Source organism: Listeria grayi, from assembly GCF_900638015.1.
Lineage (GTDB): Bacteria > Bacillota > Bacilli > Lactobacillales > Listeriaceae > Listeria > Listeria grayi.
This window is the reverse complement of sequence record NZ_LR134483.1, coordinates 185786-201884: the sequence shown is the minus strand read 5'-3', so window position 1 is coordinate 201884 and position 16099 is coordinate 185786. Positions and strand designations below refer to the sequence as shown.

Below are 16099 nucleotides of genomic sequence, written 5' to 3'. Positions count from 1 at the left end.
GGGAAATTCCTGCAGCTTCTACTTATTCTTCATCATTTCTTTTTTCGCTAATAATCGTATACATTTCTGTCGCGGTCTCTTTGCGGGTGTGTTCTTCCAAACGTTCCACTTTTGCAGTTACCGTTTTTGGCCCGAAGCGGATCACAAGTTCATCATTCACTTTGATGTTTGTTCCGGGTTTGGCGACATTGCCGTTTACTTCGATCCGACCTTTTTCAGCCACTTCCTTGGCAACTGTTCTTCGTTTGATCAATCGGGATACTTTTAAAAATTTGTCTAAACGCATTGTTTCTGCCATGAATTTTCACCTAATTTCTTTTATTTTTCAAAACTGCCTTACTTATTCTAAATAAAACGGTACTGAATGGTAATGCGGTAAAGTCTCTTTGGTTCAATACGTTATACCGCAAACTAAACAAGATAAACAATGTCCCGCCAATAAGGGAACTTCCAATCGCTTGGAGTGCACTTCCGCTGCGAGTAGTAAGTGGGAAGAAAGTCTCCCATAAAAGCGGAATACAAGCCATCAACAGGAGTGCAGCTGCTAAGCCGGCGAGTGTCTTTTTTGTGATAAATGCGAAAGGCAGCGTCTGTTTGAGCGCCAAATAGCAGCAGCCTAAAATGATCAATAGTCCCAAACAAGTTGCAATCGACGCCCCGGCTATACCTAGACGCGGAATCAAAAACTGATTTGCTAGCCATTTGACGACAATGCCGATCAAGACGCTGATAACAGGGATATAGAGTTTTCCAAAGCCCTGCAGAATGCTAGCAAACATCACGATCAACGAACTTAGCAACACCGCCGGCATAAATAACTGTAATTCTATCGTTCCCGCTGCCGTTTGGAAAAGCATCTGGTTGAGCGGCCGCATGATCACGATCAATCCGACCGTTTCTGCGCCTGCAACAAGCAAAGTGATTTTCACCGCCAGCAAGACCGAGCGTTTTAAGCCTCTAATGTCCTGCTTTACTCGTGCAGCAGTTATCATCGGGATCAACGCTAGCGAAAACCCGGTGGATAAAACTAATCCTAATTGGAGGATTGGTTGCGCACGGTCATAGACACCTTTCCAATTCCTTGCCAGATCTGCTGAAAATCCGTGAACGATCATGCCGCGGACAACTTGGAAAGAGTCTTCTAATTGAAATAATATCAACATTCCGCTGACGATACAAATCGCAGCTCCTTCAAGGAAAAACTTTTTGGTAACAGCTCGGTCTTCTGCTTTGGAAACTCGGACGTCTGCGATCTTGTAAGTGCGTTTATAAAAATACTGCAAAATCAAGGTCGCGACGATCCCACCGATAATCGATCCGCTCATTGCAATACTGCCGGTTCGATAAAGGTCATATCCCATTTTCGTAGCAATACTGGCACCAATCAAAATAATCGCTACTCGGATGAATTGCTCCACCGTTTGAGATATTGCTGTAGGACGCATTTCCCGCTGTCCTTGAAAATAACCTCTTAGTAGCGCCAATTTTGGCATCAGTAAGAAAACAAAACTGACCACACGAATGATCCCTGCCAAATGTGAATCCCCCATCCCAAGCGCGATCCAATCCGCCAGAACAAATAGAAGGACAAAAGCCAGCACACTGGTTTGGATCAGCCGCTTGCGGACGATCTTGATGATTTTCCGCTGCGCTTCCTCGTTTCCTGTAGATTCAGCGATCAACTTAGAGATCACGACTGGAAGTCCACCTAGCGCTAATGTCATCGCTATCCCATAAATCGGATAGACTTGCTGAAAGATATAGAACCCCATATCTCCGACCATATTTTGAAAAGGCACACGATAGACAGCACTCAATAATTTAGAAATAAAGGAAGCAGCAGTCAGCCAGATCGCGCCATGCATCCATACTTTATCCATCTTAGTCGGCAAACTGCTGACCTCCTCTCTATTTTCCTGTTATCAGGAAGATGCTACTGTTTCTTTACGTGCGTGCTGTAGCTTCTCCACCATTACTTTCAATTGTTCTAGCCATTCTTTTTGCTGTTTACGCTGGATATTCATTGTTAATTTCAGACGTGTGCCTTCCATGCCGATCCCTACGTTACGGCCATATTCGGAGATCGTTTGCATTACTTTATCACCTTGGATCTGCTGTGTTCCTTTATCGGAGAGCAAGATCGTGACTTTTTTCGGTTCTTGTTTTACAGATTCCACACCGACAATTAACGCGGCGATTTTCAGTTCTGTGATCGTAACCAGATATTCTACTTCATCCGGGTAGTCACCAAAACGGTCGATCAAGTCTGCTTGCAATTCTTCGAGCTCATCCCGCTCAGTGATACTGCGGAAACGTTTGTACATCTCGATCTTTTGTCGGCCGTCAGAAATGTAGTATTCCGGGATATAGGCATCTAGTTCTAAGTCGATTTCGACAGTTGGAACGCGTTCTTTCCGTTCTTCGCTAGGCTGACGAGCTTCGATCGCTTCTTTCAGCATTTGCGAGTAAAGATCGAAGCCGACGGAATCAATAAAGCCGTGCTGCTGCGCTCCTAAAATGTTTCCTGCTCCCCGGATCGATAAATCGCGCATTGCGATTTTAAAACCAGAGCCAAGTTCGGTAAATTCTTTGATCGCTTGCAGTCGTTTTTCTGCTTCTTCCCGTAATACTTTGTCCTTTTGATACATGAAATAAGCGTAAGCAATACGGTTAGAGCGCCCGACCCGGCCGCGGAGTTGATAAAGTTGTGAAAGCCCCATGCGGTCTGCATCTTGGACAAACAGCGTGTTGACGTTCGGGATATCTACGCCTGTTTCAATAATCGTTGTCGTTACCAGTACATCGTATTCACCTTCTAAAAAGCTGACGATCACCGATTCTAACTCTGTTTCCGTCATTTGTCCGTGCGCAAAGGCAACGCGAGCATCTGGAACAAGTGCAGAGATCTCGTCGGCTTTCTGAACGATACTTTCGACGCGATTATAAAGGTAATACACTTGTCCTTCTCTTGCCAACTCGCGTTCGATCGCTTCCCGAATCATGACATTATTGCGTTCTGCCACATACGTTTGTACAGGAAAGCGGTTGGCTGGCGGAGTTTCAATGACTGACAGATCTCTAACGCCCAGCATCGACATATGCAACGTCCGCGGAATCGGTGTAGCAGTTAGTGTCAGCACATCGATCTTCGCACGGATCGTTTTGATTTTTTCTTTATGCGTAACGCCGAAACGCTGTTCTTCATCGACAACTAGAAAACCTAAATCGCTATAAACCACATCTTTAGAAAGAAGGCGATGGGTTCCAACGACAATGTCGACGGTTCCTTTTTTCAAGCCTTCTAATGTTTCGTTTTGCTGTTTCTTTGTACGGAATCTGCTGAGCAGCCCGACTTCGATCGGGAATCCCTGGAAACGTTCTTTCATTGTTTCATAATGTTGCTGGGCAAGGATCGTCGTTGGAACTAAGAACGCTACTTGCTTACCGTCCATGATTGCTTTGAAAGCCGCTCGGAGTGCAACTTCGGTTTTCCCATAACCAACGTCGCCTACTAGCAAGCGATCCATCGGGCGTGGTCTTTCCATATCTTTCTTGATTTCTTTGATCGAACGGATCTGATCATCGGTTTCTTGGTAAGGGAAGGCATCTTCAAATTCTCGCTGCATTTCGCTGTCTGGCGTAAAGGCATAACCTTTTTCCGCTTCCCGCTCAGCATATAATTTGATCAAGTCATCCGCAATATCTTGCACAGATGCTTTTACTTTGCTCTTCACTCGTTTCCATTCTGTTCCGCCCAACTTATGAAGCCTCGGTGCTTTCCCTTCCGAGCCAACGTATTTTTGGATCATTTCCAGTTGATCGACGGGCACGAATAATTTATCTTCGCCTTGATAGATCAGATTCAAGTAATCTTTGTGTACGCCACCAATATTCAGAGTTTCCATCCCCACATAGCGCGCGATCCCGTGATTGATGTGTACCACGTAATCGCCGACTTTTAGCTCGGAATAGCTTTGGATCCGTTCGGCATTCGATAATTTTTGGCGTTTTTTTGTTTTCTTGACGGTTTTTTTATTGAATAATTCCGCTTCACTGACGACTACGAATTTCGCAAGTGGCAGTTCAAAACCATTATTGAAATCGCCAATCAAAAATTGGACGACTCCGTACTTCGGCACATCTTGCTCTCTTTTCAGAATAACGCTTTCCATCTCATAATCAGCTAATGTCTGCTGCATTTTTTCCGCACGTTCCAAATTTGGCGCTAGCAAGATAACTGCATAATTATTTTTATGCCAGCTGTCTAATTCGGTTTTCAGAATATTCATCTGTCCATGGAACTGCTGCATTTGTTTGTAAACAAGATTCGTTGTTTTTGTGATTCTAATATTGCCGGCTTTTTGAAATAAAGATAAATAGATCGTCGGCAGTTGATGATTGTCCAACAAGGGTTTTAATTGGTGACTCAGTGCTACATCTCGCACTGTTTTTAATGCTTCGAGCTGTTCCACTTGCCAGTCTGCTTCTTCTTTCTCCAAGCGTTCTTCCGTTTCTTGGATACGCGCATATTCATCGAGCATCAGAACGGTATTCTCAGCGGCATAATCCAAAAGGGTGCCTTGCTGTTCATAAATGAAACCAATATATTTGAAAAGCATGTCTGGTTTAATACCGGAACGAAGCAATTCTAAGTCTTCTTCGATGTTTTCCATCAATGTTTGCTTATCTTCGTCTTTACTCAGTGCTTGCAGAGAGGCAGCTAAGTGTTTTTCCAAGCGAGTTACAATTGCCGGGAAATCCTCCTGTTCGATCAATATTTCTGTAGCTGGTAAAAGCTGGAACGTATCGACTTTCTTTTGCGACCGCTGAGTTTCCACATCAAAATAACGTAGAGAATCGATTTCGGTATCAAAGAGTTCGATTCGCACTGGAAATTCTTCAGTAATGGGATAGACATCAATGATTCCACCGCGCACGCTGAATTCTCCTGGCGTATTGACCATTTGACTTGCTGTATATCCCATTGTTACAAGCCGTTCCCGCAGTTGATTCGGCTCGATCTCCTCGCCTTGCGTGATCGTCAGGTTGTTTTTTTGCCATAATGATTTTGGCGGCAAGACCCTTCTAAGCCCTGCTACCGGTACAACCACTACTCCCGGTTTTTGGGACAGCAGAAATTGCAGTACTTCCACGCGCTGACCGCGGAGTTCTGGACTAGAAACGCTCAACTCCGAGGAGATCAGTTCGTCTGCCGGATATAAAAACAGTTTATCTTTATCTACAAGCGATTCCAGATCGTCGTATAGTTTTTGCGCATGATAAAGGTTGTGTGTCACGATCAAAACTGTCCGTTTGCCAGCGCTTTCCACAACACTTGCGAAAAGTGCACGTGCAGAGCCCGATAGTCCTGTTACTAATTGCGCTGCTTTTTTATCGTCCAGCGCCTTTATGATCGATTGGATATCTTTCTGATCATATAATAATTGCTTCAAGCCTTCCATTTCATTTCTCTCCTTCATCATCGCTTATATCTATCAATGCGAAAAGCGCTATTGCTAAAACAGCGCTCCCCTTTTAATTAAATTTATTCATTACTTCCACAAATGGGTGTTCCGCGAACGCTTCTACGGCATCCGCACTTGTTTGTATTGCTTCTATAATGGTCGGCTGTTCTGCTTTGGAAAATTCACCCAGAACATGATGAATGACTTCCCCATTACGTGGACGGTCGACACCAACTCGAATCCGATTGAATTCCTGCGTTTTCAAATGCTGAATAATCGATTTCATCCCATTGTGTCCACCAGCGCTCCCCTTCGTGCGCAACCTTATCTTTCCGACTGGCAGGTCAAGATCATCATAAATAACGATAAGATCTTCAACTGCAATATCATAATAATCCATTAACGGACCTACGCATAGACCGGACTCATTCATAAAAGTCAGCGGTTTTACGAGCAGCACTTTTTCACTTCCGATCATGCCAGTAGCTACCATGCCATTTTGTTTTACTTTTTTCCACGGCAACTGATAACGGTAGCTTAGCTCATCTACTACCATAAAGCCAACATTGTGCCGTGTCCGTTCATATTTCATGCCGGGATTGCCCAGCCCAACGATCATTTTCATTAATTAAGTCTCCTCAATGAACTAAACCACTTCAAGATTGAAATGGTTTCTTTAAATACATAGTTTTTTTGATTATACCATGCTTTCAGCCTAGAGGAAAGTTCACTGCATTTCGATCACTGCAGATATAACTCGAAAGATAAAGATCCCAAGAAGCGCACTCTTGGGATCTTTATTTTTAATTTTATTGTGTAGCCCCCATACCGCCATCTACCCGATATTGCGCACCAGTGATAAATTTGCTATCGTCCGAGGCTAGGAATAAGACAAGTTTCGCGACATCGCTGGCTTCTGCATATCTTCCGACTGGAATATCTTTTGTAAATTCTTCTTTTGCTTTTTCCGCATCGTCTGGATTGAGATTCTTTTCGATCGATCGCATCATCCGGGTATTGACTGGTGATGGATGGACGGAGTTGACCCGAACACCTTTGTCCGCTACTTCTAGTGCGGCGACTTTTGTCAGACCACTGACGCCGTGTTTTGAAGCCACATATGGCGCTAAAAAGGAACTGCCATCAAGTCCGGCCACAGAAGCTGTGTTGATAACGCTTCCATTTCCTTGTTTCGTTAAAATAGGTAGCACATATTTAAGACCTAAGAACTGACCGGTAAGATTGACCTTGATCACTCGTTCAAAGTCTTCCAACGTTTGATCCACAAGAGCCTTTATTTCCCCCTCAATTCCTGCATTATTGAAGAAAACATCTAGCTGCCCAAATTTATCAATGGTAGCTGACACATAACGTTTCGTGTCTTCTTCTTTGGTTACATCTGCTTCTACCGTAAATACTCGATCACTGGCATTTAACTCTTCTGCTGCTTTTTGCAAAGCATCTCCAGAGATATCCACCAAAACGATTTTCGCCCCTTCCTCCAAAAAAAGCTCTGCCGTTTTTTTGCCGATTCCTCCAGAACCTCCAGTAATGATTGCGACTTTATCTGTTAATTTCCCCACTACAACCACTCCTCTTTGTAAATTATTACATACCTTTCTATACCCTAATTGGTAAAAACAAACAAAATAATTCCATACAAAAAAGCTGCTTGAAACGAAGATTTATCTCCTTCGTCCCAAGCAACTCTCGAACATACTTTTTTATTCTACTGGTTCTTCATTTGTACCATGTGCCGCTTCCGGTTCCGCAACTTCTTCAGTTGTCGATTCTTCTTCAACACGTGGTGCAGTTACTGTAGCAATAACTTCTTCACCATCTGTTATGATTTCAAAAGCTTTGCTTGTGGAAATTTTGGAAACTTCAACAGAATCGCCGATACCTAATTCGCTGATATCTACTTCTACGCTTTCAGGAAGTTTGTCCGGAGTAGCCGAAACAGTTACTTCATGTAAGACTTGTTGCAAGACGCCGCCTTCTTTGACACCTGTAGATTCACCAACAAGGTCGATACGAACTTCCGCTTCTACTTCTGCCTTCATGTCTACTGCTAAAAGATCGACATGGACTAATTTGTTTTTCAAAGGATCTATTTGGTAATCATGTAATAATACGTTTACTTTCTTGCCATCTAAATTGACTGTAAAAACAGCGTTACGGCCATTCTCGCGCACCAATTTAAGTAGGTCTAATTCATCAACAGATACAGGAACGTTTTCGGATTGATAGCCATATACAATTGCTGGGATCCGACCACTTTCGCGCACCTCTGTGATATTAGAATGCGGTTTTGTTTTTCTTTTTTTAATGTCTAATACGATTGCCATTTTTATCACTCCACTCATTCATTTGTGTACATCACTTACTTTACCCCGTTATTTTTATTTCAAACGCCCTTATCTGCTAATTTTGCATCAATGATCTCCCAGCCAGCCTGTTTTGCCGCTGAATAATCCCCGCTTTTCCAATTAACAGGTTCCCTGCCGAGATAAGCTTCAAAGCCAAACTTGCGATACATGGCAATCGCAGGATAACTCCATGTTTGTGTAGTAAGATAAATTTTTTCTGTTATTGCTTGTTTCAATATTTTCGACAGTAACGCTTTTCCGATCCCCCGCCCATTATGAGCAGGATGCACAGCTACCCAATGGACTCTATCTAATTCTGTTCCAAAGAGATCGCCCCGCCAAAGGCTTGCAGTGCCGATAATTTCATTTGTCAGACAGTCACGCACGAACCAGCAATTACATTCCGCTAGTTTAATAGAAGGAAGATACTCATTTTCAAAGCGTTGTTCTGCCGCAGCAAGGCTTTCCAACTGTCCTGTTTTCCATTGTAGAAATGCCCATACTTTTTCCATCCCTTTTTGATAGGAAACAAATTCATAATTCGCTGGAAGTGAAAAATCCGGATAAGCTGTGTCGATTTCTTTTGTCATTATGACAGGATAATAAGGAATCGTCTTATCTAATATTTTAAAAATCTCCTTTCAGAATCATTTTAATTGATTTTATCACAATTTACGTTTATAAATGAGAAAATAGGTAATTGTCTAAAAGAGAAAAGATTAGGAATAACTGTACTATAGCGCTTACATAAAAAAACTATAACAATTATGAAAAAACACGTAGTTCAAGTCTTCACAAATTGAAATAACGTGGTATACTGTATTAGTGAAGAGTTAAACAAAGGAGGAAATTAAAATGAAAGATCATCAAAAAATTATCCTAGTAGGCGACGGAGCGGTAGGTTCCAGCTACGCATTCGCATGTGTTAACTTAAATATCGGCCAAGAATTCGGCATAATCGACATAGATAAAGACAGAACTATTGGGGATGCAATCGATCTTAGTCACGCAGTTCCTTTCTCCCGTCCTAAAAAGATCTATTCTGCTAACTACAGCGACTGCAGCGATGCAGATATCGTCGTTGTTACTGCAGGTACTGCTCAAAAACCAGGCGAAACACGATTAGATTTAGTAAACCGCAATATCCGTATCATGAAAGGTATTGTAGATGAAGTAATGGCAAGCGGGTTTGACGGCATCTTCTTGATCGCTTCCAACCCTGTAGACATCTTGACTTACGCAACTTGGAAATTCTCCGGTCTTCCAAAAGAACGCGTTATCGGATCAGGTACAAGCTTAGATACAGCTCGCTTCCGTATGTCGATTGCTGATTATTTGAAAGTAGATGCGCGTAACGTCCATGGCTACATTTTAGGCGAACACGGCGACACTGAATTCCCAGCATGGAGCCATACAACAGTTGGTGGTCTGCCAATTTCCGAATGGATCAACGAAAATGAAAAAGGGGCAATGGACACCATCTTTGTCAGCGTTCGTGATGCCGCTTATGAGATCATCAATAAAAAAGGGGCGACCTTCTATGGGATTGCCGCTGCACTTGCTAGAATCACTCAAGCGATCCTAAATAACGAAAATGCGATCTTGCCACTTTCCGTATATTTAGACGGACATTATGGCTTGAAAGATATTTACATTGGCGCTCCAGCAGTCGTTAATAGAAAAGGCGTGCGTCATATCGTTGAGATGAAGCTCTCGGATACAGAGCAAGAGCAAATGAATGCTTCTGCAGCGACGTTGCAAAAAGTATTGGATGATGCTTTGAAGAGCCTGTAAGAACAATTATCTAAATATAAAACACCTTGCGACTTCGGCAAGGTGTTTTTTTATGAAATAGTTATATCTTCGTTTATCATTTGAGAAAACTAATGCTTCGTGTTACGCTAACTAAAAAACAAAGGCTGTGAAACTAATGTATACAATTGCCGAAACCGCTGAAAAATTTGGGATATCTAAAAATGCCTTGCGTTATTATGAAAAAGAAGGACTGTTAAATCCTGTGACGCGCAATCAAAACGGGATTCGTTTTTATTCCGAGAAAGATCTTCTCGAAATCAATAAAATTGTTCATTTACGCAGATTAGGAGCCTCTCTCAAAGAAATCAAAGAATTTAATTTTGATGAGGAAACTGCGACAAGTGAAATTATCCAACACAGAATCTCCTTTTTAGAACATTTGGATCTAAAACTCCAGCAAAATATCTTGTCCATCAAAGAACAGGAAGCCTATCTCCAAAAGAAGATCAAACATCTTAAAAGCATTGAAAAAGACCTATCTAAATAAAAAAGAAAGAGAAATAACTCTCTTTCTTTACCAAGGGACGATTCCGTCTGTGTCACTAAACGTTATATTAGTGGTATTATCTTCATCTGTCGCAAGCTCTACCAAACGTTTGACACCTTCTTCCACAGATTTAGCCCCCATTTTCCTAGCAGCTTCCGGATCTCCACCGCCAAATTCAGTTGCTACCATCCCTGGGCTTACCGCATTTACAGTAATCTTACTATCCTCTAGTCCTTCTAATTCTCTTGCCAGTCTAATTGTAAACATGTTTAAAGCAGCCTTAGAAGCCTGATACCCTACCGCACTCGCATTATATACTCTTGAACCAGGATCCGTCGCCGCCCCAAGGGAACCCATAATACTCGACATATTGATAATTTTAGCCTGCTGGCTTTTCTTCAACAAAGGCAGCATTGCCTGAGTTGTATCGACCACTCCGAAAAAGTTGACATCGAAATCCTTTCTCATGATTTCTGTTTTCATCGTAGTTGGTTGTTCAAAGTTATCCAATGCGATACCAGCATTATTGATCAAGACAGATAAGTATCCATAGTCTTGTGCGATTTTCCTCGCAGCCTTCTCAATAGAAGCTTTATCTGTTACATCTAGCTGTATAAAAGCGGCATTTATTCCTAATTTCTTTAATTTCTCCGTTGCTTCGCTTCCGCTCTCGCTACTTCTTGCCCCAACCAAAATATGGTGACCGAATTCGCCGATCTCTTTCGCTAGTTCAAATCCCATTCCGCGATTCGCGCCGGTAATAAGTGTTACCTTCGTTGATTTATCCATCGTCTATCTCCTCCTATCAAAGTTTACCTTTAAAGCATATCAAGTTCGCGTTGGGCGAACGCAACTATAAACCCATAAAAACAAGTAAAATAAAAAAGCGATGAGAAAATCCCATCGCTCTGCGTTTATTTACCAGGCTAATACGCCATTTTTATCAAAAAACACACCATTATGTCTTTCTCCATCTAATGTATATTTTAAAATAATGCCAGCCGCTTCTTCTTTTGTGATTCCGCCTGGAGCATTATTATTTAAATCCGTCGTAGTAAAACCGGGTGTGACCGCAAATACTTGTGCCGGGCTGTCTTTTAGTTCCAGTGCCATTGAGACCGTCATGGCGTTATTGGCTGTTTTGGAAGCATTGTAGTCAAAACTATTGAGTGCCGCTGTCCGTTCTTGATGATCCATCATTAACGATAGTGATGCCATGTCGATTGAGACATTAACGATTGTAGCGCCATTTCCTTTCAATAATGGCAGCAAAAGCTGATTGAGACGAAATGTCCCAAAGAAATTTACTTCAAAAGCATTTCTTAAACCTTCTTCTGTCGTCTTTGAGAAACCTTTGGCAAATTCTCCCGGCATCCCGGCGTTATTGATCAAAAGCGAAATGTCGGGATATTACTGCGTTATTATTTTGACTGCTGATTCGACACTTTCTTTATCTACTAAGTCGATTTCTAAAAAAGCAACATCTAACCCTTGCGCTTGTAATTCAGTCACTGCTTGCTTGCCTTTTTCTGCATCGCGAGCTCCCAATACCACTTTCCAGCCTTTTCCCGCCAGCTGCCTCACTGTTTCCAGTCCTATACCCTTATTAGCGCCTGTTACCAATGCTGATTTTGTCATCTCCACTACCTTCTTTCCTTTATTTTCGTGATACAATAGCAGTATACCCTCCTACAGCAACTATAGGTCAAGAAAGGACTGTTGATTTTGTTTACAATCGGGACGACCGCTAAAAAAACTGGCATCAGCATTGGCACTCTGCGCTTTTATGAAGAAAAAGGATTGGTAAGCCCTAGCCGAAATGCGTCAAAACAACGTATCTATACAGAAGAACAAATCTCCTTACTTACCTTTATTCGGTATCTGAGACAATCGGGCATGCCTATCAATACTATCCATTATTATCTACAATTAGCGGCCACCGGCCCAGAAACACTTTCTGAGCGGCAAGCTATTTTACAAAGACAAAAGGCGAATATCCTCTCTGAAATCGACGAAAAGCAGCATGAACTAGCGGCAATCAATTTCAAAATAGCTAAAAACGAAAAGGAAAGAGCAGCATTTAGACTCGACAATAATATTTAATTCATTAGCCGACTCCGTTATAAAACAACGGAGTTTTTTATCGCAAGGTGTGCTTTTTCATAATTGACTAATATAACGATTTTCCGTCCATTTATGTCGATTTTGTGTCATTTTCTTTTTGTGAAAAACAATACTTAAATGCTCTAAAAAGGCTATTTAACAAACTTTCTAACCATCACAAATATAAATATTCTGTTTTTTAAGAATATTCGTTTTTCAATTTTAACCTCCAACTCCATTGTTGAATAACACTCATTTTGTTACGATTTTTGTAAGATAAATCACTTAGGAGGTTTTTATTTGAAACGACTATTTTCAATTATAACGATTTGTATCGTATTGATGAGTTTGACAACAACACCAGTCTTTGCACAAACTACTGGTTCTACTGATAGCAACACCGTCGAGATCCCTAGCACAGCATTGAAAGGCTATTTAAATGGATTACTGAACCAGCCTACCGACTCCCCGATCACCGAAGAACAACTTAGCAAGATCACCTCTATTACTTTAAAAGGTGCCGAGTTTACGGACTTGACCGGCTTAGAAAAAGCTACCAACTTAATTTCTTTCCGCAATGACGACACCAAAATCACGGATTTTTCGCCGGTCTTAAAAAACAAAACATTGGAATTTTTAAGCATGAACAGTGAAACACTCACGAATGAAAACTTCCCCGATATAAACGACCAAGATAAGATCATTAATTTGACGCTCACAAGTTCGAACTTCACAAATGATATTTTCAAAAAGATTCATTTAATGCCTAATTTGGATTATCTCAATATCCAAAGCAATAGTAAAATAACGGATATCACTTTATTAGCTGACTTGCCGAAACTGAAAACATTGTTCGTCCAATTTGACGGGATCGTCGACTTTACGCCGATCAATAATTTTAAAAACCTTACAGCGTTAGCCGCATTTGGTCAAAATATCGGCGACGGACATGCGCCAAAGAAAATCACGACAGCACAATTGAAGTATGATGATAGCGCGGAAACGCTATTTATTCCTTTCTCCATTATGCCAAACCGTTTAACTAGCTTTGACGGGTATCAGCCGCCATTCACAAAATCTAATTCCAGCAGCAACACGTATCTTTCCTTTAATGGCACAAAAGTGGATAATTCGCGTCTTAGCATCGATGATAATGGCGTCACTGTGAATAAGGTTTCTAAAGGTGAGTTCGACTCCTTAGAAACATTCTACTACAATGCCCGCTTTGATAACCCAACAGGTAGCTATCCGATCCCAGATTTCATGAATAGCTATACGATTTCTTCAGGAACTTACGAACAGACCTTTGAAGTCGCTCATAAATTAACGATCACTTCGAAAGATGCGATCACATTTAATCAAGGTAGTGATCTATCAGAAGCGGATTTCCTACAAGCGATTGATGCAAAAACAGATGACGGTACAGAAGTGACAAGCGATTTTACAGATGTCGTAGATTTAAACACACCAGGCACGTATACTGTGACATTGAATGCCCAAAATGAAGGCGGACTAAAAGCAGAACCTACTACGGTCACAGTTACCGTTATAGCGAAACCTGTTATCCAAGCAGATAAGGAAATCACCTATAATGTAGGAGAACCTGTTGATGCTGAGCAGTTCTTAAAAGATATCCACGCTACAGTGACACCAGAAAACTTGGAAATCATGAATGACTTTACCAAGCAAGTCGATTTTGATAAACCAGGCACGTATATCGTGACACTTGATGCTCAAAACGACAGGGGAATGAAGGCTGATCCCGTGGAAATCACTGTTAAGATCTCGCCAAGACCAATCATTCAAGCAGATAAAGAAATCACTTACACGGTCGGTGATGCGATCGATGCTGAGCAGTTCTTAAAAGATATCCATGCCACAGTGACGCCGGAAAACTTGGAAATCACGAACGACTTTACTAAGCAAGTCGATTTCAGCAAGACTGGTACTTATACCGTGACGCTTGGCGCTGTGAATGATCGCTCTCAAGCAGCTGAGCCTGTTGTTGTAAAGGTGAACGTAGTCGCGAAAGAGGATACGAATGAAAACGGTCAAAATCCAGAGGACTCCGATAAGCCGAAGAATGATACCGATAAGCCAGCAACTGATAAGGAAGCATCGAAAGAAGAAGCATCCCAAGGTTCGGATAATAGCCAAGCAACTAAGGACCATGCGGTGGAAACGATCGCCACAGACCCTATCATGCATCAAAGCGGTCTGCTTGCCGCAGAACACGTAATTTCCCAAACAGCGCAACCAGCAGAAAGAAGCAACACCATAATGCAACAAGTACAACAAAGCTATGTAAAGGCTGCCGGCAAGTATTCTCAAACGGATGACGCACATGCATTATTGCCGAAAACTGGCGATACGGCAAAGCCACTACTTGGATTATTTGGAACAGCTTTTGCAGCCTTTGCCTTTGTTCTTTTACGCCGTAAAGGAAATAGAAACCAGAATTGACTTCCAGCTTTCTACAGATTATTCTAAAACTAAAAGGAGGCTGATCACAATGATCACGACTACATCCCCAACTATCGAAGGCAAACAAATCATTGAATATAAGAAAATCGTATTCGGTGAAGTCATCACTGGAATCAATGTATTAAAAGACATTGGTGCAGGTATCCGCAACTTTTTCGGCGGACGTTCCGGCGGCTATGAAGAAGAACTCATCCAAGCCCGTGAAGCGGCGATCGAAGAAATGGAGAACCGTGCAGAAGCACTTGGCGCCAATGCGATCATCGCTGTTGATGTCGATTATGAAGTACTGGGTGCAGATAATGGCATGCTGATGGTATCTGTTTCCGGAACTGCTGTGGTTGTGGAATAAATAAAAAGAAGCTGGTTTTTCCAATTTAGGAAAAACCAGCTTCTTTAGTTTATTATTCAAACAACGAGCTCACAGAAGCATTTTCATGCACGCGCACGATCGCTTCACCAAGCAATGGTGCAACAGACAGTTGTTCCATTTTGTCGATCCATTTTTCTTCTGGTAAAGCGATGGAATTTGTAACCACTAATTTTTCGATCGGTGATTGGTCGATTCGCTCCATTGCTGGTCCAGATAAAACTGGGTGCGTACAACATGCGTAAACTTGTGTAGCGCCGGCATTTTTAAGTGCGTTGGCTGCTAATGTGATCGTTCCTGCTGTATCAATGATGTCGTCGATCAGGATACAAACTTTTCCTTCTACATTCCCGACGATATTCATTACTTCTGCGACATTCGGACGCGGTCTGCGTTTGTCAATGATCGCGATCGGTGCTTTCAATCGATCTGCCATTTTGCGAGCGCGGGTAACTCCACCGTGATCAGGAGAAACGATGACTAGATCATTTCCTAGATGACGTTCGCCAAAATATTTGCTAAGCAAACGAACTGCATTCAAATGGTCGATCGGGATATCGAAGAACCCTTGAATTTGCGGTGCATGCATGTCCAAAGTAATCATTCTAGTAGCTCCAGCTGTTTCGATCAAGTTTGCTACTAATTTAGCCGTGATCGGTTCTCTGCTGCGGGCTTTACGATCTTGTCTTGCATAGCCGTAATATGGCATTACAATATTGATCGTAGCTGCCGAAGCACGTTTTAGTGCGTCGATCATGATCAAAAGTTCCATTAAATTTTGATTTACTGGGTAGCTTGTTGATTGAATGACATATACGTGGCAGCCGCGGATACTTTCTTCAATATTGATTTGGATCTCGCCATCACTAAAATGTGTAACACTTGATTTTCCCAGCTCAATTCCTACTTCTTTCGCAATTTCTTCTGCTAGTGCGCGGTTAGAGTTTAGCGAAAAGATTTTTAACTTCGGATCAAAATACTCGTTTGACATAATCAGCCTCCACTATTT

General features: G+C 41.9%; 14 protein-coding genes and 1 pseudogene. 5 read left to right on the top strand and 10 right to left on the bottom strand.

Translation table 11 applies throughout. The features are described 5' to 3' along the window. Positions 1 to 22 precede the first annotated feature (22 nt). From EL241_RS01020 to EL241_RS00990, 7 genes are all read right to left on the bottom strand, one after another. Entirely contained in the window at positions 23 to 286 is a 264-nt protein-coding gene (locus tag EL241_RS01020; RefSeq protein WP_277813140.1) for an RNA-binding S4 domain-containing protein, read from the bottom strand. 22 nt (positions 287 to 308) lie between these two features. Next, positions 309 to 1892 (bottom strand): putative polysaccharide biosynthesis protein, encoded by a 1584-nt coding sequence (locus tag EL241_RS01015; RefSeq protein WP_126320272.1) that lies wholly within the window; start codon positions 1890 to 1892, stop codon positions 309 to 311. 30 nt (positions 1893 to 1922) lie between these two features. Further along, positions 1923 to 5462, bottom strand: coding sequence for a transcription-repair coupling factor (gene mfd, locus EL241_RS01010; RefSeq protein ID WP_126320271.1), 3540 nt, complete (start codon positions 5460 to 5462; stop codon positions 1923 to 1925). A gap of 73 nt (positions 5463 to 5535) precedes the next feature. Continuing rightward, the gene (pth, locus tag EL241_RS01005; protein ID WP_036105906.1) at positions 5536 to 6090 is read right to left on the bottom strand and encodes an aminoacyl-tRNA hydrolase; all 555 of its coding nucleotides are present in this window, start codon (positions 6088 to 6090) and stop codon (positions 5536 to 5538) included. A 184-nt stretch (positions 6091 to 6274) separates the two neighbouring features. Further along, the gene (locus EL241_RS01000) at positions 6275 to 7048 is read right to left on the bottom strand and encodes an SDR family NAD(P)-dependent oxidoreductase (protein ID WP_036105908.1); all 774 of its coding nucleotides are present in this window, start codon (positions 7046 to 7048) and stop codon (positions 6275 to 6277) included. Between the two features lie 141 nt (positions 7049 to 7189). Then, positions 7190 to 7813: a 50S ribosomal protein L25/general stress protein Ctc gene (locus tag EL241_RS00995; protein ID WP_170166130.1), complete on the bottom strand. Its 624-nt coding sequence runs from the start codon at positions 7811 to 7813 to the stop codon at positions 7190 to 7192. 59 nt (positions 7814 to 7872) lie between these two features. Then, entirely contained in the window at positions 7873 to 8424 is a 552-nt protein-coding gene (locus EL241_RS00990; protein WP_052009167.1) for a GNAT family N-acetyltransferase, read from the bottom strand. Positions 8425 to 8689: 265 nt separating this feature from the next. Here EL241_RS00990 and EL241_RS00985 point away from each other — a divergent pair, with 265 nt between their 5' ends. Together EL241_RS00985 and EL241_RS00980 are read left to right on the top strand one after the other, a co-directional pair. Continuing rightward, the gene (locus tag EL241_RS00985) at positions 8690 to 9628 is read left to right on the top strand and encodes an L-lactate dehydrogenase (protein ID WP_003756404.1); all 939 of its coding nucleotides are present in this window, start codon (positions 8690 to 8692) and stop codon (positions 9626 to 9628) included. A gap of 136 nt (positions 9629 to 9764) precedes the next feature. Next, positions 9765 to 10136, top strand: coding sequence for a MerR family transcriptional regulator (locus tag EL241_RS00980; protein ID WP_036105915.1), 372 nt, complete (start codon positions 9765 to 9767; stop codon positions 10134 to 10136). A gap of 27 nt (positions 10137 to 10163) precedes the next feature. Here EL241_RS00980 and EL241_RS00975 read toward each other — a convergent pair whose 3' ends face one another. Both EL241_RS00975 and EL241_RS00970 read right to left on the bottom strand, forming a co-directional pair. Beyond that, complete coding sequence (locus EL241_RS00975; protein ID WP_036105916.1) at positions 10164 to 10925, bottom strand: SDR family oxidoreductase; 762 nt, start codon at positions 10923 to 10925, stop codon at positions 10164 to 10166. Between the two features lie 129 nt (positions 10926 to 11054). Then, a pseudogene (locus EL241_RS00970) lies at positions 11055 to 11774 on the bottom strand (SDR family NAD(P)-dependent oxidoreductase). Between the two features lie 87 nt (positions 11775 to 11861). Between EL241_RS00970 and EL241_RS00965 the strand changes: the two are divergent. The 3 genes from EL241_RS00965 (at position 11862) to EL241_RS00955 (ending at position 15072) form a co-directional block, all read left to right on the top strand. Further along, entirely contained in the window at positions 11862 to 12239 is a 378-nt protein-coding gene (locus tag EL241_RS00965; protein ID WP_052009168.1) for a MerR family transcriptional regulator, read from the top strand. A gap of 300 nt (positions 12240 to 12539) precedes the next feature. Beyond that, positions 12540 to 14702, top strand: a complete 2163-nt coding sequence (locus EL241_RS00960) for a LapB repeat-containing protein (protein ID WP_052009169.1) — start codon at positions 12540 to 12542, stop codon at positions 14700 to 14702. A gap of 49 nt (positions 14703 to 14751) precedes the next feature. Continuing rightward, complete coding sequence (locus tag EL241_RS00955; RefSeq protein ID WP_003756415.1) at positions 14752 to 15072, top strand: putative heavy metal-binding protein; 321 nt, start codon at positions 14752 to 14754, stop codon at positions 15070 to 15072. 52 nt (positions 15073 to 15124) lie between these two features. On the opposite strand, the gene EL241_RS00950 is transcribed toward EL241_RS00955, so the two are convergent. Further along, positions 15125 to 16081, bottom strand: coding sequence for a ribose-phosphate diphosphokinase (locus EL241_RS00950; protein ID WP_003756417.1), 957 nt, complete (start codon positions 16079 to 16081; stop codon positions 15125 to 15127). Positions 16082 to 16099: the final 18 nt, after the last annotated feature.